The sequence below is a fragment of the Gemmobacter denitrificans genome, from assembly GCF_036964905.1.
GTDB lineage: Bacteria > Pseudomonadota > Alphaproteobacteria > Rhodobacterales > Rhodobacteraceae > Gemmobacter > Gemmobacter denitrificans.
Map to the genome: position 1 here is coordinate 304,391 of NZ_JBALHR010000004.1, position 19,102 is coordinate 323,492.

The 19,102-nt window shown below is 64.8% G+C and carries 22 protein-coding genes; 11 read left to right on the forward strand and 11 right to left on the reverse strand.

Features of this window, described 5'->3' with window-relative positions; all coding sequences use genetic code 11:
• The first annotated feature begins 17 nt into the window (after positions 1 to 17).
• The 3 genes from V6590_RS09570 to V6590_RS09580 are packed head-to-tail and all read left to right on the forward strand — an operon-like array spanning position 18 to position 2,406.
• A complete protein-coding gene (locus V6590_RS09570) occupies positions 18 to 941 on the forward strand; it encodes a bifunctional riboflavin kinase/FAD synthetase (RefSeq protein WP_335422306.1) in 924 nt (307 codons plus the stop codon).
• Positions 941 to 1,384: a YcgN family cysteine cluster protein gene (locus tag V6590_RS09575; RefSeq protein ID WP_335422308.1), complete on the forward strand. Its 444-nt coding sequence runs from the start codon at positions 941 to 943 to the stop codon at positions 1,382 to 1,384. The genes V6590_RS09570 and V6590_RS09575 overlap by 1 nt, the downstream gene beginning before the upstream one ends.
• Complete coding sequence (locus V6590_RS09580; RefSeq protein WP_335422310.1) at positions 1,384 to 2,406, forward strand: threonine aldolase family protein; 1,023 nt, start codon at positions 1,384 to 1,386, stop codon at positions 2,404 to 2,406. Before V6590_RS09575 ends, V6590_RS09580 begins: the two co-directional genes overlap by 1 nt.
• Before the next feature lie 10 nt (positions 2,407 to 2,416).
• Here V6590_RS09580 and V6590_RS09585 read toward each other — a convergent pair whose 3' ends face one another.
• The 3 genes from V6590_RS09585 to V6590_RS09595 all read right to left on the reverse strand — a co-directional run bounded on the left by V6590_RS09585 (position 2,417) and on the right by V6590_RS09595 (position 5,769).
• Positions 2,417 to 3,466, reverse strand: coding sequence for a TraB/GumN family protein (locus V6590_RS09585; protein WP_335422312.1), 1,050 nt, complete (start codon positions 3,464 to 3,466; stop codon positions 2,417 to 2,419).
• A gap of 108 nt (positions 3,467 to 3,574) precedes the next feature.
• Entirely contained in the window at positions 3,575 to 4,939 is a 1,365-nt protein-coding gene (gene chrA, locus V6590_RS09590; protein WP_335422314.1) for a chromate efflux transporter, read from the reverse strand.
• Entirely contained in the window at positions 4,936 to 5,769 is an 834-nt protein-coding gene (locus tag V6590_RS09595) for a chromate resistance protein ChrB domain-containing protein (RefSeq protein ID WP_335422316.1), read from the reverse strand. Before V6590_RS09595 ends, chrA begins: the two co-directional genes overlap by 4 nt.
• A 273-nt stretch (positions 5,770 to 6,042) precedes the next feature.
• Between V6590_RS09595 and groES the strand changes: the two genes are divergently transcribed.
• The 3 genes from groES (at position 6,043) to V6590_RS09610 (ending at position 9,524) form a co-directional block, all read left to right on the forward strand.
• Positions 6,043 to 6,330, forward strand: a complete 288-nt coding sequence (gene groES, locus V6590_RS09600; RefSeq protein WP_335422318.1) for a co-chaperone GroES — start codon at positions 6,043 to 6,045, stop codon at positions 6,328 to 6,330.
• Between the two features lie 67 nt (positions 6,331 to 6,397).
• Positions 6,398 to 8,035: a chaperonin GroEL gene (groL, locus tag V6590_RS09605; protein ID WP_335422320.1), complete on the forward strand. Its 1,638-nt coding sequence runs from the start codon at positions 6,398 to 6,400 to the stop codon at positions 8,033 to 8,035.
• A 238-nt stretch (positions 8,036 to 8,273) separates the two neighbouring features.
• Positions 8,274 to 9,524, forward strand: coding sequence for a glycosyltransferase (locus V6590_RS09610; protein WP_335422322.1), 1,251 nt, complete (start codon positions 8,274 to 8,276; stop codon positions 9,522 to 9,524).
• Positions 9,525 to 9,526: 2 nt separating this feature from the next.
• Here the strand turns inward: V6590_RS09610 and V6590_RS09615 are convergent, their stop codons facing one another.
• Positions 9,527 to 10,267: a DeoR/GlpR family DNA-binding transcription regulator gene (locus tag V6590_RS09615; RefSeq protein WP_335422324.1), complete on the reverse strand. Its 741-nt coding sequence runs from the start codon at positions 10,265 to 10,267 to the stop codon at positions 9,527 to 9,529.
• 70 nt (positions 10,268 to 10,337) lie between these two features.
• On the opposite strand from V6590_RS09615, the gene V6590_RS09620 reads away from it, so the two are divergent.
• Both V6590_RS09620 and V6590_RS09625 read left to right on the forward strand, forming a co-directional pair.
• Positions 10,338 to 10,691 (forward strand): hypothetical protein, encoded by a 354-nt coding sequence (locus tag V6590_RS09620; protein ID WP_335422325.1) that lies wholly within the window; start codon positions 10,338 to 10,340, stop codon positions 10,689 to 10,691.
• A gap of 89 nt (positions 10,692 to 10,780) precedes the next feature.
• Positions 10,781 to 11,710 (forward strand): HNH endonuclease, encoded by a 930-nt coding sequence (locus V6590_RS09625; protein WP_335422327.1) that lies wholly within the window; start codon positions 10,781 to 10,783, stop codon positions 11,708 to 11,710.
• 235 nt (positions 11,711 to 11,945) lie between these two features.
• Here V6590_RS09625 and V6590_RS09630 read toward each other — a convergent pair whose 3' ends face one another.
• The 3 genes from V6590_RS09630 to V6590_RS09640 form a co-directional block, all read right to left on the reverse strand.
• Positions 11,946 to 13,016, reverse strand: a complete 1,071-nt coding sequence (locus V6590_RS09630) for a 5-(carboxyamino)imidazole ribonucleotide synthase (RefSeq protein ID WP_335422329.1) — start codon at positions 13,014 to 13,016, stop codon at positions 11,946 to 11,948.
• On the reverse strand, positions 13,009 to 13,494 hold the full coding sequence (purE, locus tag V6590_RS09635) for a 5-(carboxyamino)imidazole ribonucleotide mutase (RefSeq protein ID WP_335422330.1): 486 nt from the start codon (positions 13,492 to 13,494) through the stop codon (positions 13,009 to 13,011). The genes V6590_RS09630 and purE overlap by 8 nt, the downstream gene beginning before the upstream one ends.
• A 144-nt stretch (positions 13,495 to 13,638) precedes the next feature.
• The gene (locus V6590_RS09640) at positions 13,639 to 13,857 is read right to left on the reverse strand and encodes a YdcH family protein (RefSeq protein WP_335422517.1); all 219 of its coding nucleotides are present in this window, start codon (positions 13,855 to 13,857) and stop codon (positions 13,639 to 13,641) included.
• A 217-nt stretch (positions 13,858 to 14,074) separates the two neighbouring features.
• Here V6590_RS09640 and V6590_RS09645 point away from each other — a divergent pair, with 217 nt between their 5' ends.
• Both V6590_RS09645 and V6590_RS09650 read left to right on the forward strand, forming a co-directional pair.
• On the forward strand, positions 14,075 to 14,530 hold the full coding sequence (locus tag V6590_RS09645) for an Hsp20 family protein (protein ID WP_335422332.1): 456 nt from the start codon (positions 14,075 to 14,077) through the stop codon (positions 14,528 to 14,530).
• 12 nt (positions 14,531 to 14,542) lie between these two features.
• A complete protein-coding gene (locus V6590_RS09650) occupies positions 14,543 to 14,770 on the forward strand; it encodes a DUF1150 family protein (protein ID WP_335422335.1) in 228 nt (75 codons plus the stop codon).
• A 99-nt stretch (positions 14,771 to 14,869) separates the two neighbouring features.
• Here V6590_RS09650 and trxB read toward each other — a convergent pair whose 3' ends face one another.
• Positions 14,870 to 15,808 carry a thioredoxin-disulfide reductase gene (gene trxB, locus V6590_RS09655; RefSeq protein ID WP_335422337.1) on the reverse strand — a complete coding sequence of 313 codons (939 nt, stop codon included), beginning with the start codon at positions 15,806 to 15,808 and terminating at the stop codon, positions 14,870 to 14,872.
• Positions 15,809 to 15,986: 178 nt separating this feature from the next.
• Here trxB and V6590_RS09660 point away from each other — a divergent pair, with 178 nt between their 5' ends.
• Entirely contained in the window at positions 15,987 to 16,487 is a 501-nt protein-coding gene (locus V6590_RS09660; protein ID WP_335422338.1) for an Lrp/AsnC family transcriptional regulator, read from the forward strand.
• Between the two features lie 431 nt (positions 16,488 to 16,918).
• Here the strand turns inward: V6590_RS09660 and V6590_RS09665 are convergent, their stop codons facing one another.
• The 3 genes from V6590_RS09665 to V6590_RS09675 form a co-directional block, all read right to left on the reverse strand.
• A complete protein-coding gene (locus V6590_RS09665; protein ID WP_335422340.1) occupies positions 16,919 to 17,071 on the reverse strand; it encodes a hypothetical protein in 153 nt (50 codons plus the stop codon).
• Positions 17,072 to 17,320: 249 nt separating this feature from the next.
• Positions 17,321 to 18,070: a peptidoglycan editing factor PgeF gene (gene pgeF, locus V6590_RS09670; protein ID WP_335422342.1), complete on the reverse strand. Its 750-nt coding sequence runs from the start codon at positions 18,068 to 18,070 to the stop codon at positions 17,321 to 17,323.
• Positions 18,067 to 19,095: a class I SAM-dependent methyltransferase gene (locus V6590_RS09675; RefSeq protein ID WP_335422519.1), complete on the reverse strand. Its 1,029-nt coding sequence runs from the start codon at positions 19,093 to 19,095 to the stop codon at positions 18,067 to 18,069. The genes pgeF and V6590_RS09675 overlap by 4 nt, the downstream gene beginning before the upstream one ends.
• Between the last annotated feature and the right edge of the window lie 7 nt (positions 19,096 to 19,102).

Consider the following 19,102-nt stretch of genomic DNA (forward strand, 5'->3'; position numbering starts at 1 on the left):
CCCTGACACGGGGCCGCATGAAGATCATCAAGACCTGGCAAGGGATCGCTGCTGCCGACCGGGGTGTTTCGGTCGCGATGGGCAATTTCGATGGGGTTCATCTGGGCCACCGGTCGGTGATCGAGACAGCCGCCGCGCAGGGCCCCTTGGGCGTTCTGACCTTCGAGCCGCATCCGCGCGAATTCTTCGCCCCTGATGCCCCGGCCTTTCGCCTGATGAATGCCGAGGCACGGGCCAACCGGCTGGCCAAGCTGGGCGTATCGCATCTGTTCGAACTGCCTTTTGACGCGGTGATGGCCAGCCTGACGCCAGAAGCCTTCGCGCAAGAGGTGCTGGCCGAAGGCTTGGGTGTCGCCCATGTCACCGTGGGAATGGATTTCTGCTTTGGTCGGGGGCGCAAGGGCACCGTGGCCGATCTGCAGGCGCTTGGGGCGCGGTTGGGCTTTGGCGTCACCGTCGCACCCTTGCTGCGGTCCGGGGGCAAGGAAATCTCGTCAACCGCGATCCGCAACGCGCTGTCCGAAGGCCGCCCGCGCGACGCGGCCTTGATGCTGGGCCATCTGCACCGGATCGAAGGCGCCGTGATCCATGGCGAAAAGCGGGGCCGGGAACTGGGCTATCCGACGGCGAACATGAGCGTGGCAGGGCTGCATCTGCCCCGGTTGGGGGTCTATGCCGTCAAGGTCGATGTGCTGACCGGGCCGCAAGCCGGCAGCTATGGCGGTGCGGCCAGCCTTGGCGTGCGCCCCATGTTTGGTGAAAACACCCCCAACCTTGAAACCTTCCTGTTTGATTTCAAAGGCGATTTGTATGGTCATCACCTGTCGGTCGCGCTGGTGGAATATCTGCGCCCCGAGATGAAATTTGATGGCCTGCCCGCGCTGATTGCGCAGATGGATGCCGATTGCCTGCGCGCCCGCGCCCTGTTGGCGGCGGCGTGATGCGCAAACGTTATTGGGAAACCGTGCCCCTGAACAAGATGACCCCCGAGGAATGGGAGTCGCTCTGCGATGGCTGCGGCAAGTGCTGCCTGAACAAGATCGAATTCGAGGATACCGGCGAGGTGGCCTTTACCCGGCTGGCTTGCCGCTTGCTGGACGGACAAAGCTGCCAGTGCAGCCAATATGCGATCCGCCGGCAATTCGTACCCGATTGCGTGCAACTGACCCCGAAAGCCCTGCCCAAGGTGGCCTATTGGCTGCCCAAGACCTGTGCTTATCGGTTGCTGCATGAAAAGAAACCGCTGCCTGAATGGCACCATCTGCTGACCGGCAGCCGCGAAACCATCCATGACGCCGGGGCCTCGGTCCGGGGCTGGACGGTGCCGGAATTCGAGGTGCCGGAAGAGGACTGGGAAGATTACATCATCGAGGAGACGCCCTGATGTATTTCACCTCTGACAATGCGGCCCCGGTCCCGCCCGAGGTGATGGCCGAACTGGCCCGGGCGAATGACGGCTTCACCCGGGGTTACGGTGCCGATCAGGCTACCGCAGCGGCGCAAGAGATGCTGCGCGAGGTGCTGGACGCGCCTGATGCGGTGGTGCATCTGGTGACCACCGGCACGGCCGCCAATGCGCTGGCCCTGGCGGCCTTTTGCCCGCCCTGGGGCGCGGTGTTCTGCCATAGCCATGCCCATGTGGCCGAAGATGAATGCGGGGCGCCGGAATTCTATACCCATGGGGCCAAGCTGGTGCTGGTTGGCGGCGATCATGGCCGGATGGACGCTCTGGCACTTGGCACGGCGCTGCTCCGCACCGGGGCAGGGGGCGTGCATGGCGTGCAGCGTGGTATGCTGACACTTACCAATGTCACCGAAGCGGGAACCGTCTATACCGCCGCCGAGACGGCGGAACTGGCGGGGCTTGCCCGCGCGCAGGGCCTGCCGGTGCATCTGGATGGCGCGCGGTTTGCCAATGCCGTGATGGCAACCGGGGCCACACCCGCCGATTTGACATGGCGGGCGGGGGTGGATGTGCTGTCCTTTGGCGGCACCAAGAATGGCTTGATGGGGGTTGAGGCGGTGGTGTTCTTCGATCCTGCCAGGGCCTGGGAATTCGAGTTGCGCCGCAAGCGGGGCGGGCATCTTCTGTCAAAGGGCCGGTATCTGGGCGCGCAGATGGTGGCCATGCTGCAGGACGGGCGCTGGCGGCACTGGGCGGCACAGGCCAATGCCATGGCCGCGCTGCTGGCCGAAGGTCTGGCGACGCGGGGCGTCGTGCTGCGCCACCCGGTTCAGGCCAATATCCTGTTTGTGGAATGGCCTGTGGGTACCTCGGCCCGACTGCGCGCGGGCGGGGCGATGTTCTATGACATGCCCGCCACCGAAGGGCAGGAAGGGGCGCGGCTTGTCACCAGCTGGGCCACGACCGAGGCGGATGTGGCGGCCTTTCTGCGGCTGATCTGATCCCGCGCGATCAATTGCCCAGCGGCAGCCGTTCCACTGTCCAGCCGCGTTCGGCCAACATGGCCAGCACGCCGCCCTGTCCGGGCAGGTGCAGCGCGCCAAAGGCGGCCAGCGCGGGGCCCTCGGCAGCGGCGGCCTCCAGCCGGGGGATCCAGCCTGCATTGCGGCGGGTGATCAAGACCTCTTCCATCCGGGCCAGTTCGGCATCGGCACTTGTCTGGGTGTAGCCGGGCATCCGCGCGGTCATCAGGCGCATGTATTCCCAGACACGGCGGCTGTCTTCTGCGAAATAGGCATCGGCCAGCGTAGCCGAAAAATCGGCCACCTGATCCTCCATCAGCAGGGTGGAACGCAGCATGGCCAGTTGATCTTCGGCGCTCAGGCTGTCGAAGATCGCAAACAGCGTGGTATGGGGTTCCAGCGCCCGCACGGAAAGGTCACGCGCCTTGGCCATCTCCATCACCTGATGATCCAGCCCCTTGCCCTTGGCCACCTCCTGCATGGCGCAGGGGGGGATGGCCAGCATGGTTGCCAGATACCAGGGTTGCATCTTGGCGGCCATGACGCCGGGAATGTTGCGCGCCGCGACGGCGGTGCGTACCCGCTGCCAGTCTTCTGCGGGCATCTGTTCCATCAGGCTGGGGCCTTCGGTCAGGAACAACAGGCCGGGGTCTTTTGCGATATCGCGCTTGAGCGCAGCCTCTTCCTCGGGCCCGGCCTCGACCAGCAGCACAGTCACGTCTTCGATCAGCGGCTCCACAGCCGCGATCACCGCATCATGTCGCGGATCGGCCAGATGATAGGTGCCCAGCAGCCAGAGCCGATCATCGCCTTTTGAAGCCAGCCAGAGATTGCCGGTTGCGAAGGGTTGGGCCTCGGTGGCGGCATCCAGCGTGGCGCGGTCAGCGGGGGACAGGCTGGCAAACAGGTTCTGACCGTTGCACGCGGCCCAGGCGGCCGCGGGGACCAGGGGCAGGCTAGCCAGCAGCGCCGCACCAAACAGGCGGCGCAACAGACGGGGCAACAGGGCGGCGGGGCGCAAGGCAGACAGAAATCGCATGATCGCAGACTGCCATGGCAATCGTGTCAGGCCAAGGGGCCAAGTCTGGCGTGGCCTTGCGCCGCGCGGGCTATCGCCGATCATGGCTCCCATCCCGCGTGCCGGAAATCATACCAGCCCGGCCAGATGCAGCGCCATGCCAAGCCCCGCCGAAGCGCCCAGCACCGCAGCCATGCCCCACCGCAGGCGAAACACGGCCAGCAGGGCAAATGTCGACAGAGCTGCCGCAGGCAGGTTGACCGAAGCCAGAACCGGCAGGTCGATGACCACCGGTCCAACGGCCATATCTGTCACTTCGCGCCAGATGACATGAAGGGCAAACCAAAGCCCAAGGTTCAGGATCACCCCGACCACAGCCGCCGTGACCGAAGCCAGCGCTGCCGCCAGCCCCCGGTTGGCGCGCAGGCCTTCCATGAAGGGTGCCCCCAGAAAAATCCATGCAAAGCAGGGCGCAAAGGTGACCCAGGTGGCCAACAACCCGCCCGCAGTGCCCGCCAGCAAGGGCATGGCCCAACCTGCCTCGCGCAGTGCCCCCATGAAGCCCACGAATTGCAGCACCATGATCAGCGGCCCCGGCGTGGTTTCGGCCATGCCCAGGCCATCCAGCATTTCGCCGGGCTGCAGCCAGCCGTAAGACCCGACCGCCTCCTGCGCGACCCAGGCCAGCACCGCATAGGCCCCGCCAAAGGTCAGCACCGCAAGCCTGGAAAAGAAGGTGGCGATATCGGTGAACACGCTGTCGGGTGCCAGCAACATCAACGCCACCACCGGCGCAAGCCAAAGAAGCAACGCAAATGTCCCCGCCCGCAAGGCCGCTGCCCGCTGCGCCCCGGTCAGATGGCCCGCATCCGCCCCCAGCAGGGTCTGTGCATCTTCGACCTGCGCCGCATGGCCCGGCCCAAGCCCGCTGCCCGGCTGGAAGCCCGCGATGCCCGCCCGCGCGCCCGCCCAGCCGATCAGCGCTGCAGTCGCCACGATCAGCGGAAAGGGCGCGGAACAGACAAAGATCGCCAGAAAGGATCCCGCCGCAATCATCTGCAAGGCGCGCGTCTTCAGCGCCCTTTGGCCAACCCGCACCACCGCCTGCAAGACGATGGCCAGCACGGCGGCTTTCAACCCGAAGAACAGGCCGCCCACGATCCCGACATCGCCCCATACTGCATAGACCCAGGACAGCGCCATGATCGCCAGCAGACCGGGCAGGATGAACAGCAGTCCCGCCAGCAGGGCCCCCCGCACCCCATGCATCAGCCAGCCGATATAGGTGGCCAGTTGCTGTGCCTCGGGGCCGGGCAAAAGCATGCAGAAGTTCAGCGCATGCAGAAACCGCCCGTCGCCCAGCCAGCGTTTTTCCTCTACCAGGATGCGATGCATGATCGCGATCTGCCCGGCTGGCCCCCCAAAGGACAGGGCAGCAATTCGGGCCCAGACCATCGCGGCCTCGGTCACGGTGGGATAGGGGCGGCGGGTCATGCCGGTTTTCCGTTCTGGTTCGGCCAGTTGTGCCGTTCATCCGTCGCATCGCGTGCCCAACGGTAGAAGGCATCAAACAGGGTCATCTCGGCATCCAGCTGGGCCAGATCATCGGAATACATTCGTGACAGGCCCAGCAAGGCGGCCAGCAAGCCGGCACATTCCGGCGCGAGATCAAGCCGACCGGTATCTGCTCCCCGGACGATCTGTGCCAGACGGTTCAGCGCAGGGGTGGACAGGCCGAATTCCAACAGGAACACGTCAAAGCTGCACAGATCACCCCGATGGCTGAACGTGACGTCGGTGATGTCAAAGGGTACGGCACCGAAGCGTTCGGCCACGCCCGGAACCTCGGCCGGGGCGACGAACAGAAAAACGGCCTGCGGGTCGATGAACCGCCGGATCAGCCAGGGACAGGCGATGCGGTCGATCTTCGGGCGCGACCGCGTCACCCAGACGGAACGGCCCTGTGCGTCGCGGGCGGTGATCTTGCGCGGGTCGATCAGCGGCAAACCTGCCGCGGCCCAGCCCACCTGACCGCCCAGCAAGTATTCGGCCTGTGCCCCTTCGTGTCGCAGCCATGCGGCGGTGCCTTGGCTGAGCCGATGGCCCTCGGCACATACGACAACGATGGGCTGCGCGGTTTCTGCGGCGATCCGGGCAAGATAATGCGGCGATACATCCGATTCCGGGATGGCGACCGCCGTCGGAAGCTGACGCGGATCGCCCGCGCGCACAGCATCGCGGCGGACATCCAGAATCACCGGGGCCTTTGGTGTGCCCAGCAGGCGGGCGAGTTGTTCACTGGAAATGGCATCTGGCGCAGGCATCTGCGTTCCTCCCAAGTCGTGTACGGTCTGGATTGGAACACGATCTTCAGCTGGCGCCTCGTGGGGAGTTCGTGAAACCCCATGCCGCTTTTGTCGGGGGCTGGCGGCAGGTTGTCAAGGCGCGCGCCTTGCTGACCGAGACCGGAGCGATGGATTTTTCGCAAACTGCCCGTTGACAGGGGCCTCTTTGCTGCCTAACTCTCCGCCCGTTGGCACTCATCCGATGTGAGTGCTAACCAGATTTGAACCTGGAACCTTAGGGAGTGTTACCAGATGGCTTTCAAACCGCTGCATGACCGTGTGCTGGTTCGCCGCGTCCAGAGCGACGAAAAGACCAAGGGCGGCCTGATCATCCCCGACACCGCCAAGGAAAAGCCCGCCGAGGGCGAAGTGGTTGCCGTGGGCGAAGGCGCGCGCAAGGATTCGGGCGAACTGATCGCGATGTCGGTCAAGGCCGGTGACCGCGTGCTGTTCGGCAAGTGGTCGGGCACCGAAGTGACCCTGGATGGGCAAGAGCTGCTCATCATGAAGGAAAGCGACATCCTCGGCATCATCGCCTGAGATCGCCTTTCCGGGTGTGCGGAACCGCGCGCCCTTTCCCTGAAATTCTAGACACTGGAGCAAGCAAATGGCTGCTAAAGACGTCAAGTTTGAATCCGATGCCCGCGACCGCATGCTGCGCGGCGTGAACATCCTCGCCGATGCCGTGAAGGTGACGCTGGGCCCGAAAGGCCGCAACGTGGTGATCGAAAAGTCCTTCGGTGCCCCGCGCATCACCAAGGACGGTGTGTCGGTTGCCAAGGAAATCGAACTGGCCGACAAGTTCGAGAACATGGGCGCCCAGATGGTGAAGGAAGTCGCTTCCCGCACCAATGACGAAGCAGGCGACGGCACCACCACCGCCACCGTGCTGGCCCAGGCCATCATCAAGGAAGGCCTGAAGGCCGTGGCCGCCGGCATGAACCCGATGGACCTGAAGCGCGGCATCGACCTCGCGACCACCAAGGTTGTCGAACAGATCAAGGCCGCTGCCCGTCCGGTGAAGGACAGCGACGAAGTCGCCCAGGTCGGCACCATTTCGGCCAATGGCGAAGCCCAGATCGGCCGTTTCATCGCTGACGCGATGCAGAAGGTCGGCAATGAAGGCGTGATCACCGTCGAAGAGAACAAGGGCCTGGAGACTTCGGTTGAAGTCGTCGAAGGCATGCAGTTCGACCGTGGCTACCTGTCGCCCTACTTCGTGACCAATGCCGACAAGATGGTCGCCGAGCTGGAAGACGCGATGATCCTGCTGCACGAGAAGAAACTCTCGTCGCTGCAGCCGATGGTTCCGCTACTGGAAGCCGTGATCCAGTCGCAGCGCCCGCTGATCATCGTGGCCGAAGACGTGGAAGGCGAGGCTCTGGCCACGCTCGTCGTCAACAAGCTGCGTGGCGGTCTGAAGATCGCTGCTGTCAAGGCTCCGGGCTTCGGCGATCGCCGCAAGGCCATGCTGCAGGACATCGCCATCCTGACCGGTGGTCAGGTGATCAGCGATGATCTGGGCATGAAGCTGGAAAATGTCACCATCGACATGCTGGGCCGCGCCAAGAAAGTCACCATCAACAAGGACAACACCACCATCGTTGATGGCGCTGGCGACAAGGCCGAGATCGAAGCCCGCGTGGCTCAGATCCGCACCCAGATCGAAGAAACCACCAGCGACTATGACCGTGAAAAGCTGCAAGAGCGCGTGGCCAAGCTGGCTGGCGGCGTTGCCGTGATCCGCGTCGGTGGTTCGACCGAGATCGAAGTGAAAGAGCGCAAGGACCGCGTGGATGACGCGCTGAACGCGACCCGTGCCGCCGTTCAGGAAGGCATCGTTGTCGGCGGTGGCGTGGCTCTGGTTCAGGCTGGCAAAGTGCTGGATGGTCTGAAGGGCGTGAACAGCGACCAGAATGCTGGTATCGCCATCGTGCGCCGCGCTCTGGAAGCTCCGCTGCGTCAGATCGCTGAAAACGCTGGCGTCGATGGCGCTGTCGTGGCTGGCAAGGTGCGTGAGTCGTCGGACAAGAACTTTGGCTTCAACGCTCAGACCGAAGAATATGGCGACATGTTCGCCTTCGGCGTGATCGACCCGGCCAAGGTGACCCGCACCGCGCTGGAAGATGCGGCTTCGGTTGCTTCGCTGCTCATCACCACCGAGGCGATGATTGCCGACAAGCCGGCCGACAAGGCTGCTCCGGCGATGCCGGGCGGCGGCGGCATGGGCGGGATGGATTTCTGATCCATCACACCGGTCTTTGCCCTATGGGGCAAAACGTGGAAGGGCGCCTTTCGGGGCGCCCTTTTGCGTTTTCAGGCCACGCTGCGGGGCGGCGCAGGGGAATTGGGGCGGACCTGCGGCAAATCCATGGTTTTGTTGTTGGTTGCGGCACCAGTCCGTTTTCCATCCAAGGGCGAAAAGCCGTTGCCTGCGGCGCCCGCACAGGCCAGCATGGGGCAGACTGCGGCAGGAGGTTCCGGTGTCATCAGGCAGTTTGTTGATCTATGCGCCTGTGCCGCTGTACCGGGATGGCAACGGCGGTTTCCTGCTGGAGGATCAGGCCTGTAACGGCATGCGGCTGTGGGCCGAGAATTTCGACCGCGTCATTGCGATCATGCCGGTCGAGGAGGGGCCCGCTCCTGGTCGCTGGGTGCCGCTGGATACCATTGGCCCTGCGCTGGCGCGGATCGACTTCGTCCCGCTTCCGGCGGCCTGGGGGCTGCGATCCTTTCTGCGCGCCCTGCCAGCGGCCCGGCGCGCGATCCGGGCGGCCATTGCCAAGGCCGATCGCATGGGCTTTGCCATTGGCGGGTTGGTGGGCGATTGGGGGGCTGTGGCGGCGTTTGAGGCGCGGGCGATGCGGCGGCCGTTCTATGTCTGGACCGACCGCGTTGAATCGGCGGTGACACGCTTTGCCGCCCGGTCTGCGCCACGGTTCAAGACCCGGCTGAAGGCGGCGGTGACATGGGCACCGATGGCGATGCTGGAACGTGCGGTGGTGCGCCGCGCCGATCTGGGCCTGTTTCATGGGCAAGAGACCTTCAACCATTACGCCCCCTACTGCCGCAATCCGCAGATCGTGCATGACATCCATCTGAAGCGCGCCGACCATCTGCCCGTGGCAGAGGTGGCCACCAAGCAGTCAGGCACCGCTGAGGGGCCGCTGCGCCTGATGTATCTGGGCCGGGCAGATGCGATGAAGGGCGGTCTCGATTGGGTCGAGGTGGTGGCGCAAGCCATTGCCGCAGGGGCCGATGTGGATGCCGAATGGTTTGGTGCGGGCGAAGATCTGGAGCGGATGCGGGCACGGGTGGCCGAGCTGGGCCTGCAAGATCGCATCTGCCTGCCCGGGCAGGTGACGGATCGCGCGGCGGTGCGGGCTGCGCTGGCGCGGGCGCAGGTTTTTCTGTTCTGCCATCAGACGCCGGAATCGCCGCGCTGCCTGATCGAGGCTCTGGCCGCCTGCACCCCGCTGCTGGGCTATGGCGACGCGTTCGCAGAAGAGCTTGTCAGCCGGGCCGGGGGCGGAATTCTGGTGCCGCGCGGTGATGTTGCGGCGCTTGCGGCGCAGGTTGTGGCACTGGCGGCAGATCGGGCGCGCGTGGCCGATCTGATCGGGCGGGCCGCCCGGGATCGCGAAGGCTTTGATGATGAAGCGGTCTTCCGGCACCGCAGCGAAGTGATCAAGACCCATCTGCCGGGGCCGGGTTCGTTCGTTCAACAAGCCTGAGATCAGGCCGACAGATGCACCACCCTGTCCGGCAACCAGTCTGGGCGCGGGCCTTGGCTGATCACGGTAGTGGCCGCATCCAGCCCCGCAATGCGAAAAGGTGAGGTTGCCCCCAGCTTGTCTGGCGTTGCCAGAACAATGGTTTCGGCTGCTGACCGCATCATCCGGGCCTTGAGCCGCGCTTCCTCCGGGTGGCCGGTGGTCAGACCGGTTTCGGACTGCAGGCCGGTCACCCCCAGAAAACACAGGTCGGCGCGGATATTGCCATAGGCCTCGGCGGCTTCAGCGCCGCAGGCCACCATCGACAGCCGCAGGATCGGGCCGCCGATCAGCAGAATCTCGATCCGGGGAAAGGGTTCCAGCGCGGCGGCAATCGCCGGGGCATGGGTCACGATGGTGCAGGCCAGACCCGGCGGCAATTGCGCGACCATGGCCAGATGCGTGGTGCCGCCATCCATGATCACGATCTGCCCGGGGCGGATCAGCGGCAGCGCACGGCGGGCCAGCCTGGCCTTGGCCTGCGGGTGCAGCGATTGGCGCGTCGCCACCGGCGCATGGGTGGGGGACAGCGGCAAGGCCCCGCCATGCACCCGCAACAGACGCCCCTCGGCTGCGAGATCGCGCAGATCACGGCGGATCGTATCTTCGGAGACTTGCAATTCGGTGGCGAGTTCGGCGGCAATCAGCCGCCCGTCACGGCCAAGTCGGTCCAGCAACAGGGCTTTGCGGTCTTGGGTCAGCATAAGGATTCCTTGATATTGCACGAATCAGATTAAACGTGCAGTTGTGTGAAATCAAGCATGGAGAGACAGCATGATGATCCTGATTGCAGGCCCCTATCGCAGCGGCACCGGCGATGACCCGGCGAAGATGGCCGCGAACCTGGCGCGGCTGGAGGCGGCGGCCTGGCCGATCTTCCAGAAGGGCCATGTGCCGATGATCGGCGAATGGGCGGCACTGCCGGTGTTGCGCGGCGCGGGTGGCGGCGCGGTGGGCGATGCGCTGTATGATGCGGTGATGCACCCGGTGGCGCATCGCCTGCTGGAGGTTTGCGGCGGCGTGCTGCGCCTGCCCGGCGCCTCAGTGGGGGCGGATGAGGATGTGCGGCGCGCCAAGGCGCGGGGCATCCCGGTCTGGCATGATTTGGCCGAGGTGCCGATGGCGTGAGGGGAAAGCGGGCATCTCGCCTCTGTGGGGCCTGGTGATGCGGCGCGGTCTGAGGCAGATTGATCGGGTGCAGCAAGGTCAAGCCCAGGATGACAAAGGCCATTTTCATCGCGTCCAGCCATAGCCGTTACGACGACAGGCCGGGGGAGGTGTATCACTTCCCGAACATCTACCTGTCCCGCGTGGCGCAGACCGTGGGCGATTGGGTGATCTTCTATCAGGGGCGGCGGGGCGGTGTTTCGGGCTATTACGCCGTGCAGCGGGTGGCGCGGGTGGTGCCGGACCCGGCGGATGCCAGCCATAGCTATGCCGTGCTGGATCGGGGCAGCCGCCTAGATTTCGAGCGCGAGGTGCCGCGCTTTCGGGCCGATGACACGCCCTATGAAACCGGGCTGCCAAGGGCGCGGGGCTCCAACACTTCCTCGGTGCGGTTGATTTCAGAGGCGGATTTCGCGGCCATCATCGCGGAAGGGCTGCGCGAGGAGGCGGGCAACCCGGATACATTGCCGCGCAGCGGGCCTTTGCTGCAACCGCCTGTGCCGGGGTTCGGCCCAAGGTTCGGCCCAGGATTTGGCGAGGCGGCGCAGGCCGATTTCGTCGGGTTTGAGGCTGTGGAGCGGCAGCGCGTGCTGAGCGACCGCGCCTTCCGGGATCGCGCTTTCGCGCGGCAGGTGAAGCAAGCCTATGCCGGGCGCTGCGCCATGACGGGGCTCGCGCTGCGCAATGGCGGCGGGCGGCCCGAGGTGGAGGCGGCGCATATCGTGCCGGTCGAGGCGCAGGGGCCGGATGTGGTGTCCAATGGTCTGGCGCTGTCCGGCACCGTGCATTGGATGTTTGATCGCGGGCTGGTCTCGGCAGAGGATGACGGGGCGATCCTTGTGGCGCGCGACACGGTGGCGGCGGATCTGGCGCAGCGGCTGTTCGTGCCCCAGATGCGGCTGATCCTGCCGCAGGAGGCGCGCAAGGCGCCCCATCCGGCCTATCTGAAATGGCACCGGGAGCATCGCTTCAAGGGCTGAGCGCTTTGGCTGGGGGCCGGGCAGGGGGTGCTCGCGCCCCCTCGGGCCTGCGGCCCTCACCCCCTGAGGATATTTGGGCCAAGATGAAAGCGGGTCCACGGTTTGGTTTTAATCTTGGTTCAAATATCCAAGATGCCCGGCAACCGCCCAAGCACCGTTGCCGGGCGGGCGGTGTCGGCTCCGCTGTCCATGGCAATGCGGGCCGAGGGGGCTCGATGCCCCCGAGGCACGCCCCTTATTTCGGGGTCACGCGGTTCACATGGCCCATCTTGCGGCCCGGGCGGGCCTCGTGTTTGCCGTAAAGGTGCAGGGCCGCGTGTTTCTCGGTGGCGATCTGCGGCACGCGCAGGATGTCATCGCCAATCAGGTTTTCCATCACCACATCGGAATGGCGGCTGCCATCGCCGAGCGGCCAGCCCGCCACGGCGCGGATATGCTGTTCAAACTGATCCACGGCGCAGCCATTCTGGGTCCAGTGGCCGGAATTGTGCACGCGCGGGGCGATTTCGTTCACGATCAGGCCCTTGGGCGTCACGAACAGTTCCACCCCCATCACGCCCACATAATCCAGCGCATTCAGGATGCGCGCGGCCAGCAGCACGGCATCGGTGCGCTGTGCGAGGCTGAGGTTCGCGGGCAGGGTGGTGGTGTGCAGGATACCGTCCTTATGCACATTCTCGCCCGGGTCATAGCAGGACACCGCGCCATCAAGGCCGCGCGCCGCGATGACCGAGACCTCATGCGTGAAGCTGATGAAGCCTTCCAGCACGGCAGGCGCGCCGTTCATGTCGGCCAGCGCCGCTCCCGCATCGTCAGCGCTGCGCAGCCGGGCCTGGCCCTTGCCGTCATAGCCCAGACGGGTGGTTTTCAGGATGGCGGGTGTGCCCACTTGCGCGATGGCGGCTTGCAGCGAGTCCATGTCGCTGACGGCGGCATAGGGCGCGCAGGTCAGGCCAAGGCCGGTGAGAAAGTCTTTCTCGGCGATGCGATCCTGGCTCACGGCCAGCGCGCGGCGGTTCGGGCGGATGGGCTTTGCCGCCTCCAGCAGGTCGAGCGCGGCGGTGGGCACGTTCTCGAATTCATAGGTGATGACATCGACAGATGCCGCGAAGGCGCGGAGGCTGTCTGCATCCTCATAGCTCGCGGTCGTCACCCGGTCGGCCACATGGCCTGCGGGCGGGTTGGCGGCTGGTTCATAGATATGGGTCAGATAGCCCAGACGCGCCGCCGCGACCGAGAGCATGCGGCCCAATTGCCCGCCGCCCAGAATGCCGATGACCGAACCGGGGGGGAGGATATCAGACATCAGAGGGCTCCTCGGGGATGGAGGCGGAGAGGGCATCGCGCCAGGCATCCAGCCGGGCGGCCAGAGCGGGATCGGAAATCGCGAGGATACCGGCGGCCATCAGGCCTGCATTGGCGGCCCCGGCGGCCCCGATCGCCATGGTGGCGACGGGAAAGCCCTTGGGCATCTGCACGATCGAATACAGGCTATCGACACCCGACAGCGCCTTGGTCTGCACCGGCACGCCGACCACGGGGATGCGGGTTTTCGAGGCCATCATGCCGGGCAGATGCGCCGCGCCGCCTGCGCCTGCGATGATGACCTTGAGGCCGCGCTCGGCCGCCGTCTTGCCATAGGTCCAGAGCCGGTCGGGGGTGCGGTGGGCGCTGACGATTCTGGCTTCGTAGCTGATCCCCAACTCGTCAAGGATCGCTGCTGCTTCGCGCATGGTGGGCCAGTCGGACTGGCTGCCCATGATGATTCCTACATCCACCGCCATCGCATCCCCCTTTGTTTGCAGGCGCTTTAGCGTGGCAGGGGGCGGGGGGCAAGACAGGAAGACGCCCGGTTTCAAGCGTCGAAGGCGCACCCCTCCCCACGGGCCATACAGCCACGCGACAGCCCTAACACCCTGACAGGGCGATCAGGCGATGATGTCGGGGATCAGCTGATCTTCGATCTTCACGATCTGGTCCTTCAGCGACAGTTTCTGCTTTTTCAACCGGCGCAGGGTCAGCTGATCGGGGCGGCCATTGGTTTCCAGCGCGGCAATGGCCTCGTCCAGATCCCGGTGTTCGCGCCTGAGAACCTCCAGCCGGATGCGCAGCATCTCTTCAAGGTTCAGCTCCATCGACGCATTCATGGGCATGGTCCTGGCAAGGGGCTCGGTTCGAGTCGTTGTTGTTCGTTGATCAAATATAGCGTTTTTTCCGTGCTTTGGGAAAAAATCTGGCAGCGTTCGCTGCGCATGGTCGCACGGCTTGGCCTTGCGCGCGCCGCATTGCACGCCCATATTCAGAACATGCCGCGGCGCCTGCAGGGGCCCGGCGCGATATGTCGCTTTTCGCAAGGACAAGTCGATGACAAAGATCAGCTTCGGGGCGCACCCCTATCTGCTCGGGTTCGAACAGCTGGAACGGCTGGTCGAACGCACAGCCAAATCCGGGGATGGCTACCCCCCCTTCAATATCGAGGCGGTGGCAGACAATGCCTATCGCATCACCTTGGCCGTGGCCGGCTTCCGTGATGAAGACTTGGCGATCACGGTGGAAGATCGCCAGCTGGTGATCCGTGGCCGTCAGGGTGAAGATGAACCCGCCCGGGTTTTCCTGCATCGTGGTATCGCGGCCCGCGCCTTCCAACGCAGCTTTGTTCTGGCCGATGGGGTCGAGGTTGCGGGGGCCCATATGGAACATGGTCTGCTGCATGTCGATCTGCAGCGGATCGTGCCGGAAACCGTCGTTCAGACCATCCCGATCCGGTCAGGGCGCATGGATGCGCCGGTGCCACCGGTGAAACGGATCGAGTCGAAGTAAGGAGGGCAGGCGATGGATGCGAAAGTGGATTTCTTTCCCGAAGGCCCGGGCAATATCGTCTATGTACGCCCGGTTCCGGTTCGGGAATTGCCGGATGAACTGCGGGCACAGGCCGACGGGCTAGACCATATCTATGCCGTGCATCGGCCCGATGGCGAACGACTGGCGCTGGTGCGTGATCGCGCCCTGGCCTTTGCCTTGGCACGGCAGAACGATCTGGCGCCGGTCAGCGCGCATTGACCCCATCAGGCGGGGCCCGACCCCGCCGCAGATTTTGCGCGTGGAATGCAAAAGGGGGCGGCCCTGTGACCGCCCCCTTTGGGTATCTGTCGTTCGGGATCAGTGCCCCGCGAGGAAGCGTTCGGCGTCCAGCGCGGCCATGCAGCCCATGCCGGCGCTGGTGATGGCCTGGCGATAGACATGGTCAGTCAGATCGCCCGCCGCAAAGACGCCGGGGATGGAGGTGCGGGTGGTGCCTGGCTCGACCTTCACATAGCCGCCATTGTGCAGCTCCAGCTGGTCTTTCACCAGCTCTGACGCCGGGGCATGGCCGATGGCGACGAAGAAGCCCGCGCAGGGCACATCGGTGGTTTCGCCAGTCTGCACATTGCGGGCGCGCACGGCGGTGACGCCGCGCGGGGCATCATCGCCCAGCACTTCGGTCACTTCATGGTTCCACAGCATCTCGATCTTCGGGTGCTTGAACAGGCGGTCCTGCATGATCTTTTCGGCGCGCAGGGTATCGCGGCGGTGGATCAGCGTGACCTTGGTGGCGAAGTTCGTCAGGAACAGCGCCTCCTCCACCGCAGTATTGCCGCCGCCGATCACCACCACCTCTTTGCCGCGATAGAAGAAGCCATCGCAGGTGGCGCAGGCCGAAACGCCGAAGCCCTTGAAATGTTCCTCGGACGGCAGGCCCAGCCATTTGGCCTGTGCGCCGGTGGCGAGGATGACCGCATCGGCGGTGAAAGTGATGCCGCTGTCGGCGATGGCGGTAAAGGGACGTTTGGAGAGGTCGAGCGACGAGATGTAATCCGAGATGATCTCGGCCCCCATGGCGCGGGCGTGTTCTTCCATGCGCACCATCAGATCGGGGCCTTGCACATGGGTGTCACCCGGCCAGTTCTCGACCTCGGTGGTGATGGTGAGCTGGCCGCCGGGTTGCAGGCCCTGCACGAGGATCGGCTCCAGCATGGCGCGGGCGGAATAGACCGCCGCCGTATAGCCCGCCGGACCGGAGCCGATGATCAGAACCTTGGTGTGACGCGTCTCGCCCATTTCTGCCCCCTTTGATTGCCCTGCCATATAACGGCGGCGGCTGGCAAGGCAAAGCCCTGCTCACAGCCCTGTGCGCAATGGTGGCAATGCGCGAAAGAATGTTGCGCTTGAAGGCGCAAAATCCTAATGTCCGCGCAAAACCGGCGCCTGACATTGGCGCGACAACAAGGATACCCTCATGGCCGGTTCCAAACTGGACCCCATCGATCGCCACATTCTTGCAGAATTGCAGGCCGATGGGCGGATGACCAATGTGGAACTGGCCAAGCGGGTCGGCATTTCGGCGCCGCCCTGCCTGCGCCGGGTGCGCACCCTGGAAGAGGCCGGGTATATCCGGGGCTATCACGCCGATATCGACGCCCGCGAACTGGGCTTTGAAGTGCAGGTCTTCGCGATGGTGCGGCTGCAGAGTCAGGCAGAGGCCGATCTTTCGGCTTTTGAACGGCGCTGCCGCGAATGGCCGCTGGTACGCGAATGCCATATGCTGAATGGCGAGATCGATTTCATCCTGAAATGCGTGGCCCCCGATCTTTCCACCTTTCAGAGCTTTCTGACCGGCGATCTGACGGCAGCAGAAAATGTGGCCAGTGTGAAAACCAGCCTGGTGATCCGCTGCGCCAAGGATGAACCGGGCCTGCCTTTTGATGTACTGGAAGCGCGGCTGAACAAGACCGCCTGACCGCCCTGCAATGGGGCGCCTCGGGATGGCCTCTGCCTGTCAGGACGCCCGGAATCATACAGGCGGCCCCGTGATGTTGCGCAGAGGTTCGCAACGGAGCCGCCCGTACTGAGCTAGTTACACCTGACATCGGACCATGGGGTGCCGGGGCAAGGACTTACCGCGCCGCGGTCCGGTGCACGTTTTGGACAAGTATGAAAATGGCGGCTTTTGGGCAGTGCGTCAAACTTTTTCCATTTTTGTCTCAAACTTCGGCGCCAGTTAACCACGACTGCCGTGATTGTTTCCCGGGTAACTGACCGGGGCCGCAAAAATGCCGTCACATCAGGGGCCGACGCGCGAATCGTTGTGGAATCACGGCCCCGAAACGCCAGAAGGGCCGCGCCCTCTGCCTGCGCGGCCCTTCTGTCCCAAGGTGGGTGACGAATGTATCAGCGTGCGGCTTGGGCCGGCGGTTTGGTGGCCGGGGCGGGGGCCTTGAAGGCTTCGGGTTTGCGGCGCTGACCGCGCTGCCAAGGCATGGCGACCTGGGTGGTTTCCGATGCGGCGATCACCGATTTCAGCCAGCGGCGTTCTTTCTTCATGGCCCGTTCTCCTTCACATTCTGCTCTGATCGCGCCGCTTTGGGCGCTTCGACCTTGCACACTTTATGCCTGGGCTTTGCGGCAAGGTTAGGGCCCGGATTATGGCGGGCGACGGTGATCGCCATGCAGATTGTGGCGTAGCGGCCCAAATTCCAGAGCCCGTGATTTCAGGGAATTTTACGCAAATCTGCGACAATCCGGCGGGATTGTTTCCGCAAATGCGGCAAGACCTTGGCAGCCTTGCGGCACTCACAACCGGATGCAGGACATCAGCCGGCCGTAATCGGCCTCTTTGTGATGGGTGGTGCGGCGATAGGAATAGAATCGCTCCGGGTCGCGATAGGTGCAGTGGCGCGTCCATTCGGCATGGCCAAGGCCTGTCGCCCGCAGCCGCCACAGCGCATAGCCGGGCAGATCGAACAAGGCACGATCCCCCTGCCCATTGATGAAGAACCGCGCCGTTTCGCGGTCATCATCGATGAAGCTTTCCACGAATTCGGGGCCAACCTCATAGGCCGCTTGCGAAATGGTCGGGCCGATCACTGCCACCGTATCGGCGCGGCGCGCACCCAGTGCCTCCATCGCGTCCAGAACCGCTTCAAGAATGCCGTCCTTCGTGCCGCGCCATCCGGCATGGGCCGCGCCGATCACGCCGGCCCTTGGGTCTTGAAACAGCACCGGCTGGCAATCGGCCGTCAGCACGCCCAGCAACAGACCGGGGGTTGCCGTCACCATGCCATCGGCGCGCGGGGCGGGGCCGTCCAGCGGGCCGGTCAGCGTGACCACATCGGCTGAATGCACCTGATGCACGGTTTCGATGCGGGTAGCCCCCATGGCCTGCACGACCCTTGCGCGGTTGATCGCCACCACCTCGGCCAGATCAGATGATCCGGTGCCGCAGTTCAGCCCGGCAAATATCCCCGAAGAGGCACCGCCCTTGCGGGTGAAGAAACCATGCGTGACACCTGCCAGCGCGTCTGAGGTGATGATCTCGATCATGGCTGTCCTCGTGTCTCGGGGGCGAAGCCCGGGGGCAGGGGGGTGCCGGTTGGATGCAAGGCCAGCACCTTGAACAATTGTCCCATCGCATCGGGGTGGGTCAAGCGATGTGTGGCGGCAAGGTGGTTCTGCAGGGCGGCACCGGTCAGCCTTGCGGCAAGGGTGGTGCTGCGCTGTGCAATGCCAAGCGCCTCCAGCACGGCACCCTGGCTGGCATAGGCGGTGCTGCAGGGCAGGGCGGCCGCGGCAAGGGCCGCGAAATCGACATGGGCCGTCAGATCGGCATGGCCCGGTTCGGCCAGCGGATCGGTAAAGGCGTGATGCCGCATCGCCTGAAACGTATCGCCGCGCGATTTCCAGCCGCCATAGTCGATGATCAGCGCCACCCCGCCATGATTGGCAATGCGCATGGCAAGGGCCGCCATGATCGGCGGCGCAGCGGGGCAGATCTCGACCACATCGCCCGGCGTGGTATCTGTCAGCCGATGATCCAGCAGCGCCAATGGCATGGGCGGGGTGCGGGCCAGGGCGAGTTTGCCGTCGGCCTCGGTTACCACGGTTTCGGCCCAGCCCCGCGCGTCGCGGGTGAACTGGCGGATCGGCAGTGCGTCGAAGAATTCATTGGCCAGCAGGTACAGCGGGCCGTGCGGCAACTCATCGACATGGTCGCGCCATTCGACGGCATGCGTCCCCAGCGTGGCCCGCTGTTGCGCCCGCAATCGGGGTGAGGCCTCAACCAGCATCACCCGCGCTGCCGCATGAAATCCCGGCACACGGGCCGTGGCCCGCAAGACATCGGCCATCAGCGTGCCGCGCCCGGGGCCCAATTCGGCCAGCACAAAGCCCGGCGGGGCACCCTGATCCAGCCATGTCTGGGCAAGACACAGGCCCAGCAATTCGCCGAACATCTGGCTGATTTCCGGCGCGGTGGTAAAATCACCCTGCGCCCCAAAGGGCGTCCGCGTCGTGTAATAGCCGTGTTCGGGGTGCAGCAGACAGTCCGCCATGTAATCGGCCAGCGTCATCGGCCCG